This is a genomic window from Stenotrophomonas veracruzanensis (assembly GCF_032911525.1).
GTDB classification, from domain to species: Bacteria; Pseudomonadota; Gammaproteobacteria; order Xanthomonadales; family Xanthomonadaceae; genus Stenotrophomonas; species Stenotrophomonas africana.
Genome location: NZ_JAWJTI010000041.1, coordinates 1 through 21,219, shown reverse-complemented (window position 1 = coordinate 21,219; position 21,219 = coordinate 1). Strand labels below are relative to the sequence as shown.

At 65.9% G+C, this 21,219-nt stretch carries 27 protein-coding genes, 2 tRNA genes and 1 riboswitch; of the genes, 11 read left to right on the top strand and 18 right to left on the bottom strand.

Annotated elements, in window-relative coordinates:
* Positions 1 to 228: 228 nt before the first annotated feature.
* Positions 229 to 594: a DUF6164 family protein gene (locus tag R1H25_RS18025; protein WP_208043598.1), complete on the bottom strand. Its 366-nt coding sequence runs from the start codon at positions 592 to 594 to the stop codon at positions 229 to 231.
* Positions 595 to 663: 69 nt separating this feature from the next.
* Here R1H25_RS18025 and R1H25_RS18020 point away from each other — a divergent pair, with 69 nt between their 5' ends.
* Complete coding sequence (locus R1H25_RS18020) at positions 664 to 1,098, top strand: FKBP-type peptidyl-prolyl cis-trans isomerase (protein WP_208043599.1); 435 nt, start codon at positions 664 to 666, stop codon at positions 1,096 to 1,098.
* Entirely contained in the window at positions 1,085 to 2,332 is a 1,248-nt protein-coding gene (locus R1H25_RS18015) for a TIGR03862 family flavoprotein (RefSeq protein WP_317224259.1), read from the top strand. Before R1H25_RS18020 ends, R1H25_RS18015 begins: the two co-directional genes overlap by 14 nt.
* Positions 2,333 to 2,358: 26 nt before the next feature.
* Here R1H25_RS18015 and R1H25_RS18010 read toward each other — a convergent pair whose 3' ends face one another.
* From R1H25_RS18010 to R1H25_RS17995, 4 genes are all read right to left on the bottom strand, one after another.
* A complete protein-coding gene (locus R1H25_RS18010) occupies positions 2,359 to 2,820 on the bottom strand; it encodes a GNAT family N-acetyltransferase (protein ID WP_317224258.1) in 462 nt (153 codons plus the stop codon).
* A 102-nt stretch (positions 2,821 to 2,922) separates the two neighbouring features.
* On the bottom strand, positions 2,923 to 4,545 hold the full coding sequence (locus R1H25_RS18005; protein WP_043402155.1) for an FMN-binding glutamate synthase family protein: 1,623 nt from the start codon (positions 4,543 to 4,545) through the stop codon (positions 2,923 to 2,925).
* 55 nt (positions 4,546 to 4,600) lie between these two features.
* A complete protein-coding gene (locus R1H25_RS18000; protein ID WP_049447501.1) occupies positions 4,601 to 5,887 on the bottom strand; it encodes a nucleotide sugar dehydrogenase in 1,287 nt (428 codons plus the stop codon).
* A gap of 141 nt (positions 5,888 to 6,028) precedes the next feature.
* A complete protein-coding gene (locus tag R1H25_RS17995; protein ID WP_317224257.1) occupies positions 6,029 to 6,463 on the bottom strand; it encodes a BLUF domain-containing protein in 435 nt (144 codons plus the stop codon).
* A 131-nt stretch (positions 6,464 to 6,594) separates the two neighbouring features.
* Here R1H25_RS17995 and R1H25_RS17990 point away from each other — a divergent pair.
* Positions 6,595 to 6,681 (top strand) — tRNA-Leu (locus R1H25_RS17990).
* A 19-nt stretch (positions 6,682 to 6,700) separates the two neighbouring features.
* On the opposite strand, the gene hemN is transcribed toward R1H25_RS17990, so the two are convergent.
* Both hemN and R1H25_RS17980 read right to left on the bottom strand, forming a co-directional pair.
* A complete protein-coding gene (gene hemN, locus R1H25_RS17985; RefSeq protein WP_049447503.1) occupies positions 6,701 to 8,110 on the bottom strand; it encodes an oxygen-independent coproporphyrinogen III oxidase in 1,410 nt (469 codons plus the stop codon).
* Positions 8,111 to 8,154: 44 nt separating this feature from the next.
* Positions 8,155 to 8,595, bottom strand: a complete 441-nt coding sequence (locus R1H25_RS17980) for a group III truncated hemoglobin (RefSeq protein WP_049447504.1) — start codon at positions 8,593 to 8,595, stop codon at positions 8,155 to 8,157.
* 179 nt (positions 8,596 to 8,774) lie between these two features.
* On the opposite strand from R1H25_RS17980, the gene R1H25_RS17975 reads away from it, so the two are divergent.
* Both R1H25_RS17975 and R1H25_RS17970 read left to right on the top strand, forming a co-directional pair.
* Positions 8,775 to 9,062 carry a hypothetical protein gene (locus R1H25_RS17975; RefSeq protein ID WP_049447519.1) on the top strand — a complete coding sequence of 96 codons (288 nt, stop codon included), beginning with the start codon at positions 8,775 to 8,777 and terminating at the stop codon, positions 9,060 to 9,062.
* On the top strand, positions 9,059 to 10,108 hold the full coding sequence (locus R1H25_RS17970) for a 4Fe-4S dicluster domain-containing protein (RefSeq protein ID WP_317224256.1): 1,050 nt from the start codon (positions 9,059 to 9,061) through the stop codon (positions 10,106 to 10,108). Before R1H25_RS17975 ends, R1H25_RS17970 begins: the two co-directional genes overlap by 4 nt.
* 1 nt (position 10,109) lies before the next feature.
* Here R1H25_RS17970 and R1H25_RS17965 read toward each other — a convergent pair whose 3' ends face one another.
* Positions 10,110 to 10,346 carry a hypothetical protein gene (locus R1H25_RS17965; RefSeq protein ID WP_032128931.1) on the bottom strand — a complete coding sequence of 79 codons (237 nt, stop codon included), beginning with the start codon at positions 10,344 to 10,346 and terminating at the stop codon, positions 10,110 to 10,112.
* Positions 10,347 to 10,699: 353 nt separating this feature from the next.
* Positions 10,700 to 10,909, bottom strand: coding sequence for a hypothetical protein (locus R1H25_RS17960; RefSeq protein ID WP_049447506.1), 210 nt, complete (start codon positions 10,907 to 10,909; stop codon positions 10,700 to 10,702).
* A 111-nt stretch (positions 10,910 to 11,020) separates the two neighbouring features.
* Here R1H25_RS17960 and R1H25_RS17955 point away from each other — a divergent pair, with 111 nt between their 5' ends.
* Together R1H25_RS17955 and crcB are read left to right on the top strand one after the other, a co-directional pair.
* Complete coding sequence (locus R1H25_RS17955; protein ID WP_049447507.1) at positions 11,021 to 11,422, top strand: XRE family transcriptional regulator; 402 nt, start codon at positions 11,021 to 11,023, stop codon at positions 11,420 to 11,422.
* A gap of 22 nt (positions 11,423 to 11,444) precedes the next feature.
* Positions 11,445 to 11,508: riboswitch (Fluoride riboswitch) on the top strand.
* Between the two features lie 82 nt (positions 11,509 to 11,590).
* On the top strand, positions 11,591 to 11,983 hold the full coding sequence (crcB, locus tag R1H25_RS17950) for a fluoride efflux transporter CrcB (RefSeq protein ID WP_005412844.1): 393 nt from the start codon (positions 11,591 to 11,593) through the stop codon (positions 11,981 to 11,983).
* 4 nt (positions 11,984 to 11,987) lie between these two features.
* Here the strand turns inward: crcB and R1H25_RS17945 are convergent, their stop codons facing one another.
* Positions 11,988 to 12,821, bottom strand: a complete 834-nt coding sequence (locus R1H25_RS17945) for an AraC family transcriptional regulator (RefSeq protein ID WP_317224255.1) — start codon at positions 12,819 to 12,821, stop codon at positions 11,988 to 11,990.
* Positions 12,822 to 12,955: 134 nt separating this feature from the next.
* Between R1H25_RS17945 and R1H25_RS17940 the strand changes: the two genes are divergently transcribed.
* On the top strand, positions 12,956 to 13,450 hold the full coding sequence (locus R1H25_RS17940) for a DUF6265 family protein (RefSeq protein WP_049447510.1): 495 nt from the start codon (positions 12,956 to 12,958) through the stop codon (positions 13,448 to 13,450).
* A gap of 58 nt (positions 13,451 to 13,508) precedes the next feature.
* Here the strand turns inward: R1H25_RS17940 and R1H25_RS17935 are convergent, their stop codons facing one another.
* Positions 13,509 to 13,919: an SRPBCC family protein gene (locus R1H25_RS17935; protein ID WP_317224254.1), complete on the bottom strand. Its 411-nt coding sequence runs from the start codon at positions 13,917 to 13,919 to the stop codon at positions 13,509 to 13,511.
* Positions 13,920 to 13,939: 20 nt separating this feature from the next.
* Entirely contained in the window at positions 13,940 to 14,959 is a 1,020-nt protein-coding gene (locus tag R1H25_RS17930) for an aldo/keto reductase (RefSeq protein WP_317224253.1), read from the bottom strand.
* 104 nt (positions 14,960 to 15,063) lie between these two features.
* Here R1H25_RS17930 and R1H25_RS17925 point away from each other — a divergent pair, with 104 nt between their 5' ends.
* A complete protein-coding gene (locus R1H25_RS17925; protein ID WP_317224252.1) occupies positions 15,064 to 15,981 on the top strand; it encodes a LysR family transcriptional regulator in 918 nt (305 codons plus the stop codon).
* 10 nt (positions 15,982 to 15,991) lie between these two features.
* Here the strand turns inward: R1H25_RS17925 and R1H25_RS17920 are convergent, their stop codons facing one another.
* Complete coding sequence (locus R1H25_RS17920) at positions 15,992 to 16,510, bottom strand: ATP-binding protein (protein ID WP_317224251.1); 519 nt, start codon at positions 16,508 to 16,510, stop codon at positions 15,992 to 15,994.
* Between the two features lie 261 nt (positions 16,511 to 16,771).
* On the opposite strand from R1H25_RS17920, the gene R1H25_RS17915 reads away from it, so the two are divergent.
* Positions 16,772 to 17,845, top strand: a complete 1,074-nt coding sequence (locus tag R1H25_RS17915) for a hypothetical protein (protein ID WP_317224250.1) — start codon at positions 16,772 to 16,774, stop codon at positions 17,843 to 17,845.
* Positions 17,846 to 17,964: 119 nt separating this feature from the next.
* Here the strand turns inward: R1H25_RS17915 and R1H25_RS17910 are convergent, their stop codons facing one another.
* On the bottom strand, positions 17,965 to 18,234 hold the full coding sequence (locus R1H25_RS17910) for a hypothetical protein (RefSeq protein WP_049447515.1): 270 nt from the start codon (positions 18,232 to 18,234) through the stop codon (positions 17,965 to 17,967).
* A gap of 122 nt (positions 18,235 to 18,356) precedes the next feature.
* On the bottom strand, positions 18,357 to 19,061 hold the full coding sequence (locus R1H25_RS17905; RefSeq protein WP_317224263.1) for a winged helix-turn-helix domain-containing protein: 705 nt from the start codon (positions 19,059 to 19,061) through the stop codon (positions 18,357 to 18,359).
* A gap of 105 nt (positions 19,062 to 19,166) precedes the next feature.
* Here R1H25_RS17905 and R1H25_RS17900 point away from each other — a divergent pair, with 105 nt between their 5' ends.
* Complete coding sequence (locus R1H25_RS17900) at positions 19,167 to 19,808, top strand: flavin reductase family protein (protein ID WP_049447517.1); 642 nt, start codon at positions 19,167 to 19,169, stop codon at positions 19,806 to 19,808.
* Positions 19,809 to 19,812: 4 nt separating this feature from the next.
* Here R1H25_RS17900 and R1H25_RS17895 read toward each other — a convergent pair whose 3' ends face one another.
* The 3 genes from R1H25_RS17895 to R1H25_RS17885 form a co-directional block, all read right to left on the bottom strand.
* On the bottom strand, positions 19,813 to 20,322 hold the full coding sequence (locus R1H25_RS17895; protein WP_317224249.1) for a GNAT family N-acetyltransferase: 510 nt from the start codon (positions 20,320 to 20,322) through the stop codon (positions 19,813 to 19,815).
* Between the two features lie 82 nt (positions 20,323 to 20,404).
* On the bottom strand, positions 20,405 to 20,902 hold the full coding sequence (locus R1H25_RS17890) for a GNAT family N-acetyltransferase (protein ID WP_317224248.1): 498 nt from the start codon (positions 20,900 to 20,902) through the stop codon (positions 20,405 to 20,407).
* Positions 20,903 to 21,024: 122 nt separating this feature from the next.
* A tRNA-Cys gene (locus R1H25_RS17885) sits at positions 21,025 to 21,098 on the bottom strand.
* Between the last annotated feature and the right edge of the window lie 121 nt (positions 21,099 to 21,219).

Below are 21,219 nucleotides of genomic sequence, written 5' to 3'. Positions count from 1 at the left end.
GACACCCGGAATCTGTCAGGGGTGGGGCGGTGTGGGCAGGCGGGGGCGCAGAGCGCCATGGATGGCGCTCTACGAGGCACGCAGGAGCAGCTTTTGCCGTCCCCCGCCTGCCCACACCCCCCCCCCCCCCCCCCCCCCCCCCCCCCCCCCACCCTCCCACTGAAGCCCGGCTTTTGACGTTGCCGTTGCGTCTGCGGGTGCCGGGTGCAACCCGGCCAGAAGCCCCCTTTACCCCCGCAACAGCACGAACGGCAGCAGTACCAGCGCCGCCGCAGCGGCCATCGCCAGCAGCACCAGCACCACGAACAGCGGCCGCCGCCGGAACAGGCTGCCGAACGTCTCCGCTGTGCCCTCGCGCAACGCCTCCTCACGCTCGGCACGGATGCGCGGCCCGCGTTCGGCCTGGTATTCCGCCATCAGCGCCTTCGCACGCGGATGATCGGCGTCCTCGCGCAGCCAGAGGCCGCCATTGGAAATGCCCCAGGGGCTGGGTTCGGTGCGATACCAGGCGATGCCGTGCTGGTCGAGCAGCGTGCAGACATCGGCATATTCGTCGTCGCCGACATTGCGCAGATTGAGCAGGAGTTTTGCCATGCCCCATGATACCCGGCGTCAATGCGCTACCCTTGCCGCCCTCGCCCTGCGCCTTAACGGAGACGCCCGATGCGCCGCCTGCTGCTTCCCCTGCTGCTGTCCCTCGCCGCCGCTGGCTGCTCGACCGAACCGTCCGGCCCACCACCCGGCGGCACCCTGACCACCTTCGAACGCATCGACACCGTGCCCGGTACCGGCGCCGAAGCCGTTGCCGGCAACAAGGTCACCGTGCACTACACCGGCTGGATCTACGACAACCGCACCGAAACCAAGCACGGCAAGACCTTCGACAGCTCGGTCAGCCGTGGCGAACCGTTCACCTTCACGCTCGGCGCCGGCCAGGTCATCCGCGGCTGGGATGAAGGCGTGGCCGGCATGAAGGTCGGCGGCAAGCGCACGCTGATGATCCCGCCGGACTACGGCTACGGCGACCGCCGGGTTGGCCAGATCCCGGCCGGCTCGTCGCTGGTGTTCGATGTCGAGCTGCTCGATGTCAAACCGTAATACCGCAACGCCCCATCGGGTCGCCGTCATCGGCGGCGGCCCGGCCGGCCTGTTCGCCGCCGAGCGCCTGCGCGCCGCTGGGCTGGACGTGGACCTGTACGAGGCCAAGGGTTCGCCCGGCCGCAAGTTCCTGATCGCCGGCAAGGGCGGTCTCAATCTCACCCATTCCGATCCGCGGCCGCTGTTCGACAGCCGTTACCGCGAGCAGGCCTCTGCCATCGGCAGCTGGCTGGATGGCTTCGACGCGCAGGCGCTGCGCGACTGGGCTGCCGGCTTTGGCGTGGAGACCTATGTCGGCAGCTCCGGCCGCGTGTTCCCGGTCGACCGCAAGGCTGCGCCGCTGCTGCGCGGCTGGGTGCGCCGCCTGAAAGAACAGGGGGTGCGCCTGCATGCCAACCACCGCTGGATCGGCTGGGGCAACGACGGCGCCCTGCGATTTGAAACCGAAGACGGTGCCGTTGAAGTACATGCCGATGCCACGCTACTGGCGATGGGCGGCGGCAGCTGGCCGCAGCTGGGCAGCGACGGCGCCTGGGTCCCGCCACTGCTGGCCCGTGGCGTGGGCATCTCACCGCTGCAGTCGGCCAATTGCGGTTTCGACGTGGGCTGGACCCCGTTCTTCGCCCAGCGCAATGCCGGCGCACCGTTGAAGCCGGTGGTCGCACACTGGATCGATCTGGCCGGACAGCCACAGTCGCTGCAGGGCGAATGCGTGGCCAGCGAGTACGGCGTCGAAGGCAGCCTGATCTATGCGTTGGCAGCGGACCTGCGCGAGACCATCAACCGCGATGGCCACGCGATGCTGTGGCTGGACCTGGTGCCGGGCCGCGACGAGGCGCGCCTGTTGGCCGATCTGTCACGCCCGCGCAAGGGCCGCAGCTTCGGCGAGCACCTGCGCCGCCAGGCCGGCCTGGATGCAGTGAAGGCCGCACTGGTGTTCGAGATTCTGGGTAAAGAAGCGGGCAACGACCTGCCTGCCGTGGCGGCTACGCTCAAGCGCCTGCCGCTACGGCTGCTGCGTCCCCGGCCGATGGCCGAGGTGATCAGCACCGCCGGTGGCGTACGCCTGGATGCGCTGGATGATGGCCTGATGCTGCGGGCAGTGCCCGGCGTGTTCTGTGCCGGCGAGATGCTGGACTGGGAGGCACCGACGGGTGGCTACCTGCTGACCGCGTGCTACGCCAGTGGCCTGCGTGCTGCGGAAGGCGTGATCGGGTGGCTGGCGGAGCGGTGACGCCTGCCTTGTAGCGTCGAGCTACATCACCACGGCCGGCGCATGCTCACCGAGGCCAGCGCCACGCCGCTGGGATGTGGGTAGGCCTCTTCGCGCACGCTGACGAAGCCCTGCCGTTGATAGAACGGCACGGCATTGAGCGACGCCGACAGCACCACCTCACGCTCAGGATCGGCCATTGCCAGCAACCGCTGCATCAGCGCCTGGCCGATGCCCTGGCCGCCACGATCGGGATCAACGAACAACGCATCGACTTCATTGGCATCGACATCGAACACCCCGAAACCAAGCAGGGCACCCTCGCGGTCCTCGGCCACCACGCAACCGCCCTGCGACAACAGCCGCGCGTACTGCAACGGTGGCGGCGAGGCCGACCATGGCGCGATGACCTCGGGTGGGTAATGACTGCTGCAGGTCTCGCGAACGCACCGCGTACGCAATACCCACAGCGTGGCCACGTCGTCCATGGTGCCGGTCCTGAACTGCATGACATCTCCTTGTAGCGTCGAGCCATGCTCGACCGTTCTTCGTTCCGACGTCGCGATGCCCGATCGAAAGGCAGTCGCGCATGGCTCGACTCTACAGAATCGTTATCGCGACTTGCTGGCGCGCAGCGCCTGGATCTTCGGCGGCGGCTGGAACGAGTCGCTGCGCGCATCGGCCCAGAACGCATGGAACACCGCATGGTCTGGCACCTTGTGCAGCAGCTCGCCCGGTTCCAGGTAGCGGTACAGCGAGGCCAGCGAACGGATCTCCACCGGCGAAACACGGCGCAGGATGTGTTCCGGCCCCAGTTCCGCCGGATCGTTCAGGCCCGCGGCACACAGCAGTTCCTTCAAGGCATGCAGCGTGTGCTCGTGGTAGCTGTACACACGGGTGGCCTTGTCCGGTGCATCCAGATGCTTCCAGCGCGCGGGATCCTGGGTCGCGATGCCGGTCGGGCACTTGTCGGTGTGACAGCTCAGTGATTGGATGCAGCCGAGCGCGAACATGAAGCCTCGTCCGGCATTGCACCAGTCGGCCCCCAGCGCGATGGTCCGCGCGATATCGAACGCGCTAGTGATCTTGCCCGCCGCACCGATGCGGATGCGGTCGCGCAGGTCGAGGCCGACCAGGGTGTTATGCACCAGCAGCAGCGCCTCGTGCATCGGCACGCCGACATGGTCGACGAACTCTGCCGGTGCCGCACCGGTGCCGCCCTCGGCGCCGTCGACCACGATGAAATCCGGCAGCAATCCGGTTTCCTGCATCGCCTTGGCAATGCCGAACCACTCCCACGGGTGGCCGATGGCCAGCTTGAAACCGACCGGCTTGCCACCAGAAAGCTCGCGCAGGCGGGCGACGAACTGCAGCAGCTCGACCGGCGTCGAGAACGCCGAGTGACGCGATGGCGACACGCAGTCCACCCCCATCGGCACGCCACGCGTCACCGAGATCTCGGCCGTCACCTTCGGCGCCGGCAGCACGCCACCGTGGCCCGGCTTGGCGCCCTGCGACAGCTTGATCTCGATCATCTTGACCTGGTCATGGGTGGCGTTGGCAACGAAGCGCTCCTCGCTGAAACCGCCCTTCTCGTCACGGCAACCGAAGTAGCCCGAGCCGATCTCCCACACCAGGTCACCGCCCATCTCGCGGTGGTAGGGCGAAATCGAGCCCTCGCCGGTGTCGTGGTAGAAGCCGCCCTGGCGCGCGCCTTCGTTCAGCGCACGGATGGCGTTGGCCGACAGTGAACCGAAGCTCATCGCCGAGATGTTGAACACGCTGGCCGAATAGGGCTTGGCACAGTTCGGGCCGATCAACACGCGGAAGTCATGCTTGGCGATGGCGGTTGGCGCCAGCGAATGGTTGATCCACTCGTAGTCCACCGCATAGGTGCTGCGCAGGGTACCGAACGGCACCGTGTCCATCTCATTCTTGGCGCGCTGGTAGATCAGTGCCCGCTGCTGGCGCGAGAACGGCACGTCTTCCAGGTCACTCTGCACGAAGTACTGGCGGATCTCCGGGCCGATCGATTCCAGCCCGTAGCGGAAGTGCGCCATCACCGGATAGTTGCGGCGCAGCGTGCTGCGCTTCTGCAGCAGATCCCAGGTCCCCAGCGCCACCATCGCGGCAGTCAGGCCGACGCCCCAATACCAGGCCGGCCAGATCGTGGCCAGCCACAGGCATATCGGGAACATCAGGATGGCGAGCAGGTAGACGATATACCGGTGCATGGCTTTCCTCGGTTGCAACTGCCCCCGAGTCTACCGCGCCGCTCGCTGCCAAGGCTTACAAACGATCGTCAACCACGTTGCGCGGCCAGGCCGACTTCACGTCGTAGACCAGGCCACCTGGCGCCAGCAGCGCCCGGATTGCACCTTCATCCATCGCCTTGAAGCGGGCATGGGCCACTGCCAGCACCACCGCGTCATAGCGCCCCGCCCCAGGCTCGGCCAGCCAGTCCAAGCCCTCGCCGGTCAATGCCGCCGGGCCGACCCACGGATCGCTGACCTCCACCTGCGCACCGGCATCGCGCAGCCGTTGCGCCAGTTCCAGCGCGCGGCTGTTACGCAGGTCCGGGCAGTCCTCCTTGAAGGTCACGCCCAGCACCAGGATGCGTGCGTCCGCTGGCACACGGCCACGCTCGGCCAGCATCGCCAGCACCCGCGCCGCCACGTGCTCGCCTACGCGGTTGTTGACCTGTCGCGCGGTGTGGATCAGGTCCGGGTGATAGCCCACGCTCTCGGACTTGTGCAGCAGATAGTACGGATCGACGCCGATGCAGTGACCACCGACCAGCCCCGGCCGGAACGGCAGGAAATTCCACTTGCTGCCGGCGGCGTCCAGCACGTCCTGGGTATCGATGCCAAGCCTGTCGAAGATCAGGGCCAGCTCGTTGACCAGCGCGATGTTGACGTCGCGCTGGATGTTCTCGACCACCTTGGCCGCTTCGGCCACCCGCATCGAAGGCGCCGGGAACGTACCGGCGGCGATGATGCGCTGGTAGAGACCATCAATCACCGCAGCGACTTCCGGTGTCGAGCCGGAAGTGATCTTGCGGATGTCGGCCAGGCGCCGCTGGCGGTCGCCGGGACTGACCCGTTCCGGGCTGTAGCCGCAGTAGAAGTCTTCGTTGAAGCGCAGGCCCGAACCCTGTTCCAGCAGCGGCACGCACACTTCCTCGGTGGTACCGGGGTACACCGTGGACTCGTAGATCACCAGATCGCCGGCGCGAAGATGACTGGCAATCAGCCGTGTCGCCGAACGCAGGGGCTCCAGATCAGGCTGCTCGTATGCATCGATCGGGGTCGGCACGGTGACGATGTAGACGTTGCATGCATCGAGCAGGACCGGATCGCTGCCGTACTGCAGCTGCTGTGCACTGGCCAGCTCGTCGGCTTCCAATTCCAGCGTGTGGTCCTGGCCGCTGCGCAGCTCGGCGATGCGACCGGCATCGATATCGAAGCCCAACGTCGGCCACTGCCGGCCAAACGCCACCGCCAACGGCAGGCCGACGTAGCCCAGGCCGATCACCGCAAACCGGGGCGCGCTGGCCGCCGCTACCGGCGCACTCATCGGAACATCCCGTGCAACGGATGCAATCGCACACACGCTGGCAGGGTTTCGGCCAACACACTCATTTGCTGCACCACTCCGGAAACCTGCGCCAGAAAGGCTACAGCCTACCGGCCCCGGCACCCTGCCGCCAAGGCGGGCTCAGGACCCCAACGCCACCGCGGCCGGTTCCAGTTCACCGTCGGCGCCGGTCCAGGCCTGCAGCAGACGCTCGAATCCACCGCTGCCAAGCAGGAAGCCGGGCCACGCGGCATCGGCAATCTGCGCCAGCAGCTCCGGCTCGATCCGTCGCGTGCCCATCGACCAGCGCGGAAATACGCGCTGCACCACGGGGGCACGGCACAGCACTTTCAGCTGCCCGTGGCTGCGCGCATTGAGGATGCGCTGGAACACCGAATCGATGCCGTCCTCCGGGCCTTCCAGATGCTGGAGGAAGCGTGCTCCGTCGAACATCAGGACACCGGTGACACCGGCTACACGATTGAATGCCGTGGCGTCGGCCAGCAGGCGGTCAAGATCGGTTGCCTGCAGATCGGCGCGGGCCTCACTGGTATAGGCGATCGCGTGCAGCGGCATCAGGTGGCTCCCCCCCTGGGAACGGTGGCAGGGACTATGACATGAATGCGATCGACAGTTAAGCACGCTGCCGCCGCGATGGAATCCGGTTGCGCTACCGCAGGTGGGCTACAATCGGCGCCGCGCTGCAGGCCCGGATGGCGAAACTGGTAGACGCATCGGACTTAAAATCCGCCGGGGGCAACCCCATGCCGGTTCGATTCCGGCTCCGGGCACCATACGCACGCAGCACCCCTCTCAGATCGCCCGCGAGTAACGCGGTTGCTCGTGCGCGGCACGCAGATACGGGTCGAAGCACATCGCCAGCAACCGCAGCAACGGTCGTCCAGGTTCGCTGGCACGCACCACGCCATCGCGGTACTCGGCCAGTCCGTCTTCCTGCAGCCGCTGTACCGAATGCAGGTCCTCGGCGAAGTACTGCGCGAAATCGATGCCATGGCGCCGCCCCAACAGGGCGCCATCCACCTCGCCCTGGCACATCAACTGCTGGATCAGTTCCGCGCGCAGCTGGTCGTCGGCACTCAGCGCCACGCCGCGCCAGACCGGCAGCTGGCCCTGGTCCACCGCATCCTCCCACGCCGGCAGGTCGCGCGGATTCTGGCTGTAGGTGGCACCGATGTGGCTGATCGCACTCACGCCCAGGCCAAGCAGATCGGTATCGGCGTGGGTGGTATAGCCCATGAAGTTGCGATGCAGCTGGCCGGCGCGCTGTGCGCGCGACAGATCCTCTTCCGGCAGTGCAAAGTGATCCATGCCGATGTACTGATAGCCTGCGGCAGAGAGCTTCTCCACCGCCAGACCCAGCAATGCCAGCTTTTCTTCGGGCGAAGGCAAACGGCTTTCGTCGATCTGTTTCTGCGCGCGGAACAGGTGCGGCAGATGCGCATAGCCATACACCGCCAGGCGATCCGGGCGCAGCGCCAGCACCCGTTCGAGGGTGCGGCCGAATCCTTCCAGGCTCTGTCCCGGCAGGCCATAGATCAGGTCGACGTTGACTGAACGCATGCCGCTGTCGCGGCAGGCGCGCAGGATGTCCAGCGTCTGCTGCACGCCCTGTAAGCGGTTGATCGATTCCTGCACCTGCGGGTCGAAATCCTGCACGCCCAGGCTGGCCCGGTTGAAGCCCAGTCGCGCCAGCATGGCAACGTCGCGGGTATCGATGAAGCGCGGATCGAGTTCGATCGAGAAATCGCGCTGTGGCGAATCGCTGAAATCGAAACGCCGGCGCAGCCCTTCCACCAGCGTGGTCATCGCCTCGGCATCAAGAAAGTTCGGCGTACCACCGCCCAGATGCAGCTGGATCACCTCGCGACCATCCTCGAACTGCGGCGCCAGCAGATCGGCCTCGGCCAGCACGCGCGAGACGTAGCTGTGGCCACGACCGCGATCGCGGGTGATCACCCGGTTGCAGCCGCAGTAGAAGCACGGGCTGGAGCAGAACGGCACATGCACGTACAGCGACAGCGCGCGGGCCAGCTGGTTGCTGTCGGCGATCGCCTGGCGCAGTGCCGGCGCGTCGAAGCCATCATGGAAATGCGGTGCGGTCGGGTACGAGGTGTAGCGCGGGCCCGGCCGGTCGTGCCGGCGCAGAAGGTCGGGGTCGAAGGTCCAGGCCAGGCCACCGGCGGCGGGAGAGAACGTGTCCATGCCGTCAGCATCGCGCCGGACGGCCCGCGCCGCCTTGACCCAGATCAATCCTTGGCGGGCATACCCAGCACCGGCAGGCCGACCTGCGGCCAGCGCAGCATCTGGTAGCGCTTCCAGAAGGTGTCACCGATGCGCGCGGCCACGTCGTTGGCCAGCTCCTGCATCGGCGGGTTGTTGCATTCGGCGGTGGTGATCCGGAACAGCACCAGCCAGCGGTCGAACAGGTCTTTGTCCAGCTCGATGGCCATGTGCTTGGACATCGGCGAACCCTTGAAGCGCCGGGTGCCGCGCAGCATCGCCGACCAGAAGTCGACCAGCTGCGCCAGATGGTCCGGCCAATCATGCACGTGCGCCTCGAACACCGGCCCCAGCCGCTCTTCCTCACGCACACGGGCATAGAAATCGTGGACCAGGCGGGTCACTTCCTGCTCGGTGCACAGCTCGGGCGAGGCGACGGGGGGGACGGGCGGCGGTAGTGCGTTCATCGGGGTATCCAAAGCGTGCCGGCAATGTGCCGCACCCAGGCGGCAGCGCCGTTGATCCAGATCAATGTCGGTGCAGTCCGCTGCACCTAGGCTGGCACGCTTGCAGGAAGCATGCCCTGCGGATGCTGCGCCAGCTTTGGCGGAGTATACGCGCCGCCCACTTTTCGATCCGGGACAGCATGAACAGACCTTTTTCCAACCGCCGCCAGCGGCTGATACAGCATTGGGGCGCCATCCTCTGGCCCAGCTTCATCGCAGCCGGCGCGGCCAGCGTGGTGTTCTTCGCTTTCGTCGATCCGTTGCGCCTGCAGGCGATCAGCTTCCCGGACACCACCATCAGCCGTGAGCTGGGCTATACCGCAGGCTTCTTCATGTTCTGGACGGTAACGGCGCTGTCCAGCGCGGTCACCTGGTACCTGCAACGACCGATGCCGAGCGACGACGACGAGGAGCTGCCGCTGGGATGAGCACACCCTGCACAACGACACCGCGCCCCTTGCATTGGCGCGGCACCTTCCACGCTGTTCTGCTGGCCCTGTTCTACGCGCTGCCGTGGTTACGCTGGGACGGGCGCCAGGCGTTGCTGCTGGACATCAATGCCCGGCGCTTCGACCTGTTCGGCTGGACGTTGTGGCCCAGCGACGTCGGTGTGCTGATCGGACTGCTGGCGGCGATTGCGGTGGGCCTTGCGCTGCTCACCCACGTCGCCGGGCGCATCTGGTGCGGCCACGCCTGCCCCCAGACCCTGTGGCGCCGGGCCTTCGACGGGATCGCCCGTGCCGCGTCCCGGTGGCTTCCCGCCTCGGCTGCGCGCCCGGCCACCCAGCTGGCTTGGGGGCTGTTGTCGCTATGGACCGGGATCACCTTCGTCGGTCTGTTCAGCCCCATCGCCGAACTGGTGGTCGCTGCGCCCAACGCTGGCTGGAGCGGCTGGGAGACCTTCTGGGTGCTGTTCTACGCCGCTGCCACCTGGGGAAACGCCGGGTTCCTGCGCGAGCAGGTCTGCCGTTCGTTGTGCCCGTTCGCACGCATGCAGCCATTGCTGACCGATCCGCATACGCCACGCATGCTGTACGACGCCCGCCGCGGCGAGCCACGCGGACCGCGTCCGTCCGGTCTGGGCGGCGTGCTCGGTCGCGGTCGTGGCCTGCTCGATCCAACAACTGCGCAGGACTACGTGTTCCGCGCTGCGCATCCGCTGCTGGCCGGACCGACGCCGACCTTCAGCGCCGATCGTCTCGGTGACTGCACCGATTGCGCTGCGTGTGTCAGCGCCTGCCCAATGCAGCTGGACATCCGCCAGGGGCCGCAGGCCGATTGCCTTGCCTGCGGCGCCTGCCTGGAGGCCTGCGCACAACAACAGCACCGGGCCGGCTTCGGTCCGGGGCTGGTGCGTTACTGCAGTCCGCAGGCGATGGCCGGACAACCGCGGCGCTGGTGGCGACCACGAACCCTGGCCCTGTTGTCGATGCTGTTGGCGCTGCTTGCCTGCGGCCTCTGGCGCCTGCTCTGAATCAACGCGACCCGCTGGCGTGCGGCGGAACCAGCTGCGCACGTCGCACGATGCCCAACTGCTCGATGATCAGCGCCATTTCGTTGGTGACTTCGGTACGCTCGGTCCCCTGCGGGACCAGGCGGTCCAGCACCTGCTGGTAGGTATCCCAGAACGCCGGACCGCATCCGTGTTTGTGATAACTGGCTTCCAGTTCGCGGCGTACCCGTTCAGCCAAGCCATGCATGCCGTATTCCATACGACCTCCGTTGGACTTGTTCTGCATCGTTGACGGTCTACCGACTCACTTGCGTGCTACTGAAAGACTCCCGGGCTTCACACCCGGTTGATGCCAATTAGTCATAGATTTCACGACAGGTCAATTACATGCAGCGACTTTCGTGATTGAAATTATTAATCGTTCACGAAACTACATACGGGGACCTGGTTCCCCCGGATGGGGTGAAGCCGACAGGTAGCGGGAACCATGGACCGACTCCCCCAGTAGATGGCACCGATTGCGCCCTTCAGATCGATCGATTTTGCCTATTTTGCTAAGCATACTTAGCAAAATACGCTTAGCGTGCTAGATGCGACAAAAGGCGGCGCAAGTCAGATGGATTCGCCCGTCGACGCCTCTGTCGTGGGGAACAGGTTCGGATAGCGCTGATGCAGGATGTACTGCCGCAGGGCCGGAATCGGAAAGTCCCTCGGCCATTGCGACACTGCAGAACGGCTGATGCCAAAGAAGCGGGCCAGTTCGGCGTCGGTGCGGAATCCCAGCCGGGTGCGCACCTGCCGTTTGCTCCAGAATTCGGTCACGGTCGGTCCTTCTGTTAACCAACCTTATTCTTGTGACAAGGCTTCTTCGCATTCCACGCGTTAAGCTGGCTTGCATAGATGAATACTCTCGGCCAACGACTCGCTATCGCCATGAAGAAAGCCGGGCACCCACGCCCGGCCGCTCTGGCCCGCGCCGCCAAATCAACGACGGCAACCATCAGCAACTGGCTCAACGACCATGTGAGCGCTTCGCATGTGAAGGCCGAACAGCTGTTCCGTATCGCCGATGCGGCCAAGATGGACGCGCGCGAACTTCTGTACGGAGTGAGCGGGCTCGGCGTCGGCGAACCTGGCAGCGCCTACATCCCCAGCCAGGCCCATCTGGATGTCTGGCAGGACGCCTACGAGCTGGTCAGCCATCTGGTGGCCGAGAACGGGCTGGAGATCGACCATCGCCGCCATGCGGCGCTGGATCTCCTCGCGTTCGAACTGCTGATGGACGGCTTCAGCCGCAGCAAGGTGGCTCGCGTTCTGACGACCTCGATGACGTGAATGCACCGCCGCTGGTAGCATGGACCGCGATGGGGATGGGGCTCCCCCGATAACCGCCTGAGAAGGCTGATGGCTCCTGCCAGGACGAACCCGGTGTTCGTCGACGGCAGGTCGTGCCTGCCCTCGGCGTTCGCCATTGACCCTGCGAACCCGCATTCGAGGCACGCCATGCAAGCATTGAACAATTATTTCCTGGTCTTCGTCGGCGGCGGCATCGGCGCCTGCCTGCGCCACGCCTGCAACCTGATCGGCGCGCGGGTGGCGGTCGGCAGTCCCTGGCCCTGGTCGACCTTCCTGATCAACATCAGCGGTGCGCTGCTGATGGGCGTGGTGGTCGAGGTCTTCGCCATGCGCAATGGCGCCTCGCCGCAGCTGCGCCTGTTGCTGGCCACCGGCATCCTCGGCGGCTACACCACGTTTTCCACCTACGCGCTGGAGATCGGCCTGCTGCTGCAGCGTGGCCAGCATGGGCTGGCCGCACTGTATGCCGGTGGCTCGGTGGCGCTGGGCCTGGCCGGTCTGTTCGGTGGCATGAAGCTGGCCCGGCTGGTGCTGGGCTGACCGATCAGGCGGCGCTGACCCGTATCTGCCCGCGCCATTCCCGCGGCGATTGCCCGGTGTGCGACTTGAACGCACGCGACAGCGCCGCTTCGCTGCCATAGCCCACATCATCGGCGATCCGCTTCAGCGGCCGTCCCTGTCGCAGGGCCTGCTGCGCGAGCCCGACCCGCCACCCCTGCAGGTACTGGCCCGGCGTGGTGCCCATCGCCTCGCGGAAGCTGGCGGCGAACACGCTGCGTGACATGCCGGCAACCTCGGCCAGGTCTTCCAGGGTCCAGGACCGTGCGGGCGCTTCATGCATCGCCACCAATGCCAGCCGCAACCTCGGATGACCCAGCCCGGCGAACAGGCCGCCACGCATCTCGCCGCCTTCCATCAGCTGGCGCAGCACCTGGATCATCACCACCTCGAACAGCCGGTTGACCATCGCCGCCCGCCCGCAGCGCTGCTCGAACGCCTCTTCGAACAGCAGTTCCAGCGCCGCGTTGCCGCCATACAGATCGGCCAGCGGCAGGCAGATGAAATCAGGCAGTGCAGCGCTGATCGGATTGAGCCGGCCGCCCTCGAAATGCAGGTTGGCGCAGGCCATGTCGGCGCCCTGCTGCGGGTCGGTACTGAAGCGATGCGGCATCGGCCGCGGATACAACAGCAGACTCGGTACTTGGACCTGCACGGTCTGTTGCCCGTGGCTGACCTGCAGCGGCCCTCGCCGCACCAGATGCAGCTGGCCGGCCTCGTCCTCGCCGTCCAGCGTGTTGATGCCGCATAGCGCACCCGCATGGAATACCGAGGCGGTGACCGCAAAACGTTCAAGCAGGATGGCGAGGCGGTCGACCATGACGGGACTCCGGGTCAAGCGAGACAAGCTCAATGCGACAGATCGTATCGGAATCAACACTGGAAAGGACGGCACTGGCCGCGTGATCGCCCGGGCGCTATACAGGCCGCACATTCCCACGCATGGAGGCACCGATGTCGCTCCGCATCGCTCTGGCCCTGTTGCCGCTGCTGCTCGCGGCCCCGCACGCACTGTCCGCCTCACCATCAAAGATCGAACACCTGGCCTGGCTGGCCGGTTGCTGGCAGCTTGATGGCCAGCCGGCCGGAGCCGGCGAGCAATGGTCCAGCCTGGCTGGAAACACCCTGTTCGGCAGCAGCCGCAGCCTGCGTGACGGCCGTACCGTGGGCTTCGAGTTCATGCAGCTGCGCCAGCATGACGACGGCCGCCTGGTGCTGACCGCCCTGCCCTCCGGCCAGAACGCCACGGACTTCAACGCCACCCGGGTCGATGGCAATGAAGCCGTGTTCGAGAATCCCGCCAACGACTTCCCACAGCGTATCCACTATCGGCGCCTCGACGACCAGCGCGCGCATGCACGCATCGAGATCGCGCAGGACAATCCGAAGCAGGCAATGGACTTTCCCATGCATCGCGTCGCCTGCGGTGGGCCGACGCCCGCACACTGACACGCAAACGCCCCGGACCGGCCGGGGCGTCTGCATGCGGCCAACGCCACGCGGGTATTCACCCGGCCAGCGTGGTTTCCAATGCCTTCAGGCCATCGCGGTAGATGCCCTCGAACAGCGCGGACGCTGCTTCGTTGCTGACGCCCATCGGAGTGAACTCACCGGACCAGTCGATCCGCGAACCGCCGCCCTGCTCGACCACACGCAGCGTGGAGCGATAGCCGGTAACCGGGAACGGCGCCTGCAGGATCGAGTAGGTGTAGCTGCGATCGGCCTGGTCGAAGGCTTCCAGGCGCTCGACGATGGCATCGCCGTCGAGATTGGCCAGATGGCGCACGCGACCGCCATCGCTGAGCGTGCTCTGGGGAATGTACGGAAGCCAGTCGGGCAGTGAATCGAAGCCGCCGATGAGGTCCCAGACCTGGTCGGCCGGGGTCGGCACGGTGATGGATACAGAAGCAGTTGCCATGGGAATGTCTCCTTCGTGACTCAGATGTTGTCGATCGGCAGCGGGGCGTTGGCCGCGACCAGGCGCTGGGCGCGCAGTTCCTGCCAGAACCCGGCCGGGATGATTTCCTCCAGTGCGGCGTAGTCTTCGGCGATGCGCTCGGGACGGCTGGCGCCCGGAATCACTGCAGCCACTGCCGGGTTGGCCAGCGAGAACTGCAGGGCGGCCGCCTTGATGCTGATGCCGTACTCGGCCGCGATGGACTTGATGCGCTCGACCTTGGCCAGGATCTCCGGCGACGCCTTCTGGTACTCGAAGTGGCTGCCACCGGCCAGCACACCGGAGCTGTACGGACCGCCGACCACGATGCCGGTGTTGCGTTCGGCCGCCTTCGGCATCACCCGCTGCAGCGCACGCTCGTGGTCGAGCAGTGAGTAGCGGCCGGCCAGCAGGAAGCCGTCCGGACGTGCTTCGTCCAGATCCAGGGTCAGCTCGATCGGCTCGACACGGTTGACGCCCAGGCCCCAGGCCTTGATCACGCCTTCCTCGCGCAGGCGGGTCAGCACCTTGAAGGCGCCGCGGCGTGCGGTCTCGAAGTACGACAGCCACTCATCGCCGTAGAAGTCCTGGGCGATGTCGTGCACCCAGACGATATCGAGACGATCGGTCTTCAGGCGCTTGAGGCTGTCATCGATCGAGCGCAGGGTGGCATCGGCCGAGTAGTCGTTGACCAGCTTGTTGGGGCGGCCGGCGACGAACAGGCCGCCCTTCTCGCCAAGATCGCGGGCGCTGGTGTCTTCCACTTCGTCCAGGATCAGGCGGCCGACCTTGGTGCTGAGCACGAAGTCGTCGCGGTTGCGCTTGGCCAGCGCTTCTCCGAGCCGGATCTCGGCCAGGCCGGCGCCGTAGAACGGGGCGGTATCGAAGTAGCGGGTGCCCTGTTCCCAGGCCGCGTCCACCGTGGCCTGGGCCTCGGTTTCCGGGATGTCACGGAACATGTTGCCCAGCGGCGCGGTACCGAAGCCGAGGATCTTGCCAGCCAGCAGTGTGTTGATGCTCATGGGGTTCTCCCTTGGGGAGGTTGTTGAGGTTGGGACACAGGCTAGGCTTGCCTGATAAGACTGTCCAAGACATAATTCCTGCATCTTGAGTCCCGTACGGTCTTATGCTCGATCTCCGCCAACTGCGCTATTTCGTGGCCGTCGCCGAAGATGAACACGTTGGCCGCGCCGCCGAACGCCTTCACATCTCCCAGTCCCCGCTCAGCCGGCAGATCGCCCAGCTGGAGGAACGGCTGGAACTGCAGTTGTTCGAACGCTCGCAGCAGCGCATCCGGCTGACCGCCGATGGCCGCACCTTCCTGGCCGAGGCGCGCGCCCTGCTGACCCACGCCAACCGGCTGGAATCGCTGGCACGCCGGCTCGGCCGCGGCGATGAAGGTGGCCTGTGCATCGGCTATCTGGAGTACGCGATGCACTCCGGCGTATTGCCGACCGCCCTGCGCGAACTGCGCGGCGACCGTCCTGCCGTACACATCGCGCTGTACAACCAGCAGTCGGACGTGCAGCTGGAAGGCTTGCGCCAACGCAGCCTGGACATCGCCCTGGTCTGCGAACCGCCGGCGTTCGACGATCCAGACCTGGAGGCCACGCAGGTGCTGAACGATCCGATGCTGCTGGCGCTGCCGGCCGGCCACCCATTGGCCACTGCTGAGACCATCACGCCCGAGGATCTGGCCAGCCAGCAGTGGATCGGCGTGATGCACAAGGAAAGCGCGCTGCGCCATGACACCTTCATCGCCGCCTGTGCGAAGGCCGGTTTCACCCCGACCATCGCCATGGAGGCGACCGAGCCGCTGGCCGCGCTCGGCCTGGTCGCCGCGGGGCTGGGACTGACCACCCTCCAGCGCAGCCTGGACCACCAGGCACCAGAGGGCGTGGTGCTGCGCGAGCTGCCGTGGTTCAGCTACCGCACACCGCTGTGGGCGGCCTGGCACCGCGTCAACCTGCGCCCGCTGGTCGAGACCTTCCGCAGGACGCTGGTGCAGACCGCAACCGAGGGCAAGCCGGCCTTCGCCGACTGAACCGACCGCGCTATGCCGGGCCTGCCTCGGTGTAGCGCTTCACCACGAAACCCTCTTCCGGGGCCGGTGCAACGAAGTGGCGGGTGATCCGTTCGAACTCCTCGTCGCTGGCCTGGAACGGATGCTCGCCAAGTGCATTGCGCGCGCGCAGCCGCGCCTTGCAGACTTCGTCGGCAACATCGAGGAAATGCAGTTGATGTGCAGCGCCAGCCGGCGAGAACACTTCACGCGCCCACGCGCGACTGCCTGGCGTATTGAATGGAAAATCGAGCACCACCGAAACACCCGCCTGCAGCAATGCGCGCAGATGATCGGCCAGCACATTGCGCAACGTGGCCGCACGCTGCAGATAGTCGGCAATGGAATGGATCTCGCCCGGATACAGTGCCGCCAACCATGCATCTTCGCTGATCAATACGTGGCGCGGCTTCAACGCCAACTGCTGCGACAGGGTGGATTTGCCAGCACCGATCTTGCCGCACACCAGGTGCAGGGTCGGCGAAGGGTCGTTCGATGAAAGGTTGTGCATCTGCGTTCTCCTTGGTGGATTCCATTACCCGGAAGAGCGCTGTATGCAACCCGCCTTCCCGGGCGGGTTGCTTGGCCGTGATGACCGCGCGCTACCCCGCCTTCCCGTGGGGAATGCGGATAATCGACGCGGTGCTGTGCAAGACCATGCCGCCAGCGTAGAGCGCAGCACGGCCGACCGGCAATGCCCTGCGGCAGTGCAGCGCGCGCAAGGTTGTGCGGGGATCTATGCTCGGGGCCATTCCCGCATGGAATGACCCCGATGCGAACCTTGTTTCGATGCGCACTTGCCCTCTGCCTGCTGCCCTGGATGACATCGCTGGCTGCACCGCCGCCAGCACCTCGCACGCTCAGCGGCGAGCTGCAGGGCGCACCGTGGCGGCTGGATGTGCCTGCCGACTGGAACGGCGACCTGGTAATGCTGGCCCATGGCTATGAACCGGTCGGCGTGCCGCGCACCGCCCCAATGGCGGCCAATGACAGCACCGCACCACTGCTGGCAGCAGGTTACGCCGTCGCGCAGAGCGCCTATGCCAGCCAGGGCTGGGCGGTGGCCGATGCGATCACCGATACGGAGCGCCTGCGCCAGCAGGCAGTGGGTGAACTCAAGCATGTCCGCCACACCTGGATGCTGGGATTCTCGATGGGCGGTGCCGTGACCATCGGCAGCCTCGAACGCTTCCCGCAGCACTACACCGGCGGTGTATCGCTGTGCGGCGCCAATCTCAGTGGCGAACAGATCGCGACCGATCTGCTGACCACGCTGGTCGCGTTCGATTACTTCTTCCCCAAGGCCGATGGGCTGCCGCCCACCGGCCTGCTATCGCGCGAAGCGGCGGCGCTGCCGCAGGGCGAGTTGTACCAGGGCATCGCCAATGCACTGCAACGTGACCCGTCGCACGCCGCAGTGCTGGCGCGGCGGCTGCAGGTCTCCGCTGATGCACTGGCCGGCACGATCAGCCTGCACGCGCTGGTCCTGCATGAACTGGCTGCACGGAGCGGCGGCATGCCGATGGGCAACATCGGCGTGGTCTACAGCGGCTTTGGCGATGACACCGCGTTCAATGCCGGCGTGCAGCGTGTCAGCGCTGTTCCCGCGGCGCAGGCGCATGTCCGCAACTCGCTGGCAATCACCGGCGCACTGAAGCGACCGCTGGTGATCCAGTTCAATCACAACGACCCGACCATCGTGCCGCACATGCAGGCGGTGTATCCGCAGATGGCTGCACGAGCCGGCGCGCGCCCGCAACCACGCGTACTGCCGCCGGTGGGCGAAGGACACTGTGGCTTCTCCGGAGCGCAGGTAATAGCCGCCTTGAAGACAGTGCAACGTTGAGTCCATCGCGTACCGTAGGGCGTCCGCCACGCTGCCAACGCTTACGATGCAGGAACCCGCGCAGCATCTGCTGCCTTCCCCATGCGCTGACCTTGCGCCCGTAACCCCAAAGGGCGGCGTCAGCCGCCCAGCGTGCCCATGGTGAAGGTGTAGCCGGAGCTCATCAGGAATTCGCGCATGCGCATCTCCGCGCGCCGCGGTGAGGCCAGGTTGGCCGGACCATACAGCGCGTAGACCGTCCCCGCACCTTCGATGGACTCACGGCGCACGCCGCAGTGGCGGGTTTCCGAAGCAATCACCCATCCGTCCTTCAGTCGATCCGGTCCGATCGATTGGCCGTTCATCAGCCGGAACGTCAGCCAGCGTACTTCCACAGAAGATTTGTTCATTGCTGGCGTACCGCCAGCGTGCCGCGATCGTTCATGTCCTTGCTCGCCATTGCAGCTCCCTAAGACTTGGAACTCGACCATAGCGCCTTGCCATGTCGTGGGCGAATGAGACTGGTGGGTACTTATGTTGTCAGGTTGAACCGCTTCCATAATGCTTCGCGCCCCAGGTGTGTCAGCCGCAGTTCGCGTCGGCCCTCAACACGTCGAAGCCAATCGTTCTTCACGAAGCTGTCCAGCATGGCCTCGCCGACCAGGCCAGCCAGATGGGGGCGCCGCTCGGTACAATCCAGGCATCCTCGGCAATAACGCGCAGGCTTGACCGTCACTGGAAGCCGCAGCAGCTCAGCCAGCGGCTGGCCGAGCTCCCGCAGGAACGCCGCCCCCTCCAGACTTACCTGCCAATGCGCCTCGCGCGGGAGCAGGTGTCCTGCATGCAACAAGCGGTCGGTGATCGCCACCGCATGCACGCCGGCCAGATGCCGGTAGCAGGAACGCGCCTGGCGCAACGCCGGCATGCTGCGTGATGCCACAGCGGTGCAGGACGGCGTGCGGTCGGCAACGCGCAGGATGCCCTCCAGCATGTCGGCAACCTCGTGCGAGGCCAGACGGTGGTAGCGATGTCGCCCCTGCGCGACGGCGACCAGCAGATCACCCTCGACCAGCCTGCGCAGATGCGTGCTCGCCGTCTGCGGTGTCACCCCGGCCACGCGGGCCAGCTCCATCGCGGTATAGGCACGCCCATCCATCAACTGCAGCAGCATGGATGCGCGCGCCTGGTCGCCGACCAGGGCACCGACGCTGACAAGGGAACCGGAGGTGTGGACCATGCCCGCATTGTGGCACGCCATTGCGGGCCGACAGTTCGACGCAGGCCGAAGCATCGGCACCCGCTGCCAAGGCACAGTGGCCAGCCCGACAGCGCAAGGCCTGCCATGAAAACCGCTCCGATCCCCCGCCGCCGCATCACCCCTTCGGTCCTGTACCCGGGCACGCCGGTGCTGCTGATGACCACGCTGAACGACGACGGCAGTAGCAACATCAGTCCGCTGTCTTCGTTCTGGGCCCTGGGCAACCGGGTGGTGCTGGGCCTCGGCGTGCAGGGCCAGGGCTATCGCAACCTGCAGTTGCGCAACGAGTGTGTACTGAACTTCCCGTCGTCCGCGCAGGCCGCACAGGTCGAGGCCATCGCGCGGGCGACAGGCTGCGACCCGGTGCCCACTGCCAAACAGGCGATGGGCTACGTGCACGTCCGCGACAAGTTCGCGCTGGGAGGCTTTAGTCCGGTCGCCTCGACCCACGTCACGCCAGAGGCGATTGCCGAGTGCCCGCTGCAGGTGGAAGTCAGCGTGATGGCGATGCACCCGCCCGGCGAGGATGACGGCCAGGGCTTCGTGATCGTCGAAGGCCGCATCCGTTGCGTGCATGCCCACGAAGCGATCACCGTAGCTGGCACCCAGCACATCGACGTTGCGCACTGGAAACCGCTGATATACCTGTTCCGCCACTACCTGGGCGTAAGCCAACCGGTCGGGCGCAACTTCCGCGCGGAGACGCCCACGGGCGCTTCTGCCTAGCGGCCTAGACCGTTTCGCCCTGCAGATCGAGCACGGCCGTGGTCCAGCGGCGCTCACCCAGCACGGCCACCATGCCGCCTCGATAGACGAAACGGCGCACGTGGCCGTCTTCAATGAAGCAGGTCGCGTTCTGCATCGGTGCATATCCGGCCGAGGCGTAGTGCCGATGATCCAGAGCGAACAACACGACGAAATCGATCCCGCGCTGGCGCAGCTCTGCGTGCGCAGCTTCGATCAAGCGTGACGCGATGCCCTTCCTGCGAACGTCAGCATGCACCACCACGCCGCCGATCAAGCCTATGCGTTCCGGCTCGCCGTCCAGCAAGACGTCGCGTTCGTACAGTGCAAGGTGAGCGACCACGTGATCGCATTCCATCGCCAGGACCAGAGCGACCGGCACCGGAATAGCGTAACCGTCGCCCTGCATGTCCGGGAACGCCTGGCGGAGCAAATCCACCGCCTGCCGACGGTGATCCGGGGCTACGCTTTGCCAGCGGGATACCTGAACGTGCATTGCCTAGTCTTCGTGGAATAGTCATGTATCCAGGCCCATCCTGCCACGGAAACATGACCGCGCCTGCGGCAATGTTTCACCGTCACTGCAGGATGATCGAGTACGAGACGATATCCGTGTAGCAGCCCGCGCGTTTGACTGCCCGTGGCTCCGTGCCAAATGCACTGAAGCCCAGCGATTCGTACAGCCCGCGCGCGGCAGCGTTGTCCGCCAGCACCGTGAGGGTGAGCGATTCAATGCCTTCCGCGCGTGCAGCCGCGAACGCGGCGAGAAAAAGCTGGCGGGCGATACCCTGGCCACGATGGCCAGCATCCACGTGGACACTGTGCACTTCCGCCGTATGCCGTCGCGCCATCCGCACCGGGCGCACGTAACGCAGGAAACCCACCAACATGCCGTCAACGAACGTGCCGAAGTAGCGCGTACCAGGATCCGCAAGCTGGGCGCGCATCACGTCCGCCGAGTCATTCTGTGCCTCGGCCAGCGTGGACAGGAACGCAGCGGGCGACCCGTGAAGCGCCTGCAACCGTGCCTGCCAGAGAATATCGGCGTCGTCAGTGGTGAGTTGCCGGATAAGCATGCGACACACCCGTGAGGTTGCTGATGCACAGGTGCCCAGCCTAGCGCGGGGTCGCCTGATATGGCGTGCATGCAAGGCAGCAGAAAAAGAAAAAGCCCTGACCGGAGTCAGGGCTTTTCAATTGGAGGCCTCAAGCGGAATCGAACCGCTGTAAACGGATTTGCAATCCGGTGCATAGCCACTCTGCCATGAGGCCAACGTACTGCGCGTCAGGAACGGATCCCTGACAAGACAAAACCCCATGATGGGGCCTGTCGGAACATGGAGCGGGAAACGAGACTCGAACTCGCGACCTCAACCTTGGCAAGGTTGCGCTC

Excerpts from the sequence above, each read along its gene's own strand:
- R1H25_RS18025 (WP_208043598.1), bottom strand. The coding sequence starts at position 594 with ATGGCAAAACTCCTGCTCAATCTGCGCAATGTCGGCGACGACGAATAT.
- R1H25_RS18020 (WP_208043599.1), top strand. The coding sequence starts at position 664 with ATGCGCCGCCTGCTGCTTCCCCTGCTGCTGTCCCTCGCCGCCGCTGGC.
- R1H25_RS18015 (WP_317224259.1), top strand. The coding sequence starts at position 1,085 with ATGTCAAACCGTAATACCGCAACGCCCCATCGGGTCGCCGTCATCGGC.
- R1H25_RS18010 (WP_317224258.1), bottom strand. The coding sequence starts at position 2,820 with ATGCAGTTCAGGACCGGCACCATGGACGACGTGGCCACGCTGTGGGTA.
- R1H25_RS18005 (WP_043402155.1), bottom strand. The coding sequence starts at position 4,545 with ATGCACCGGTATATCGTCTACCTGCTCGCCATCCTGATGTTCCCGATA.
- R1H25_RS18000 (WP_049447501.1), bottom strand. The coding sequence starts at position 5,887 with ATGAGTGCGCCGGTAGCGGCGGCCAGCGCGCCCCGGTTTGCGGTGATC.
- R1H25_RS17995 (WP_317224257.1), bottom strand. The coding sequence starts at position 6,463 with ATGCCGCTGCACGCGATCGCCTATACCAGTGAGGCCCGCGCCGATCTG.
- hemN (WP_049447503.1), bottom strand. The coding sequence starts at position 8,110 with ATGGACACGTTCTCTCCCGCCGCCGGTGGCCTGGCCTGGACCTTCGAC.
- R1H25_RS17980 (WP_049447504.1), bottom strand. The coding sequence starts at position 8,595 with ATGAACGCACTACCGCCGCCCGTCCCCCCCGTCGCCTCGCCCGAGCTG.
- R1H25_RS17975 (WP_049447519.1), top strand. The coding sequence starts at position 8,775 with ATGAACAGACCTTTTTCCAACCGCCGCCAGCGGCTGATACAGCATTGG.
- R1H25_RS17970 (WP_317224256.1), top strand. The coding sequence starts at position 9,059 with ATGAGCACACCCTGCACAACGACACCGCGCCCCTTGCATTGGCGCGGC.
- R1H25_RS17965 (WP_032128931.1), bottom strand. The coding sequence starts at position 10,346 with ATGGAATACGGCATGCATGGCTTGGCTGAACGGGTACGCCGCGAACTG.
- R1H25_RS17955 (WP_049447507.1), top strand. The coding sequence starts at position 11,021 with ATGAAGAAAGCCGGGCACCCACGCCCGGCCGCTCTGGCCCGCGCCGCC.
- crcB (WP_005412844.1), top strand. The coding sequence starts at position 11,591 with ATGCAAGCATTGAACAATTATTTCCTGGTCTTCGTCGGCGGCGGCATC.
- R1H25_RS17945 (WP_317224255.1), bottom strand. The coding sequence starts at position 12,821 with ATGGTCGACCGCCTCGCCATCCTGCTTGAACGTTTTGCGGTCACCGCC.
- R1H25_RS17940 (WP_049447510.1), top strand. The coding sequence starts at position 12,956 with ATGTCGCTCCGCATCGCTCTGGCCCTGTTGCCGCTGCTGCTCGCGGCC.
- R1H25_RS17935 (WP_317224254.1), bottom strand. The coding sequence starts at position 13,919 with ATGGCAACTGCTTCTGTATCCATCACCGTGCCGACCCCGGCCGACCAG.
- R1H25_RS17930 (WP_317224253.1), bottom strand. The coding sequence starts at position 14,959 with ATGAGCATCAACACACTGCTGGCTGGCAAGATCCTCGGCTTCGGTACC.
- R1H25_RS17925 (WP_317224252.1), top strand. The coding sequence starts at position 15,064 with ATGCTCGATCTCCGCCAACTGCGCTATTTCGTGGCCGTCGCCGAAGAT.
- R1H25_RS17920 (WP_317224251.1), bottom strand. The coding sequence starts at position 16,510 with ATGCACAACCTTTCATCGAACGACCCTTCGCCGACCCTGCACCTGGTG.
- R1H25_RS17915 (WP_317224250.1), top strand. The coding sequence starts at position 16,772 with ATGCGAACCTTGTTTCGATGCGCACTTGCCCTCTGCCTGCTGCCCTGG.
- R1H25_RS17910 (WP_049447515.1), bottom strand. The coding sequence starts at position 18,234 with ATGAACAAATCTTCTGTGGAAGTACGCTGGCTGACGTTCCGGCTGATG.
- R1H25_RS17905 (WP_317224263.1), bottom strand. The coding sequence starts at position 19,061 with ATGGTCCACACCTCCGGTTCCCTTGTCAGCGTCGGTGCCCTGGTCGGC.
- R1H25_RS17900 (WP_049447517.1), top strand. The coding sequence starts at position 19,167 with ATGAAAACCGCTCCGATCCCCCGCCGCCGCATCACCCCTTCGGTCCTG.
- R1H25_RS17895 (WP_317224249.1), bottom strand. The coding sequence starts at position 20,322 with ATGCACGTTCAGGTATCCCGCTGGCAAAGCGTAGCCCCGGATCACCGT.
- R1H25_RS17890 (WP_317224248.1), bottom strand. The coding sequence starts at position 20,902 with ATGCTTATCCGGCAACTCACCACTGACGACGCCGATATTCTCTGGCAG.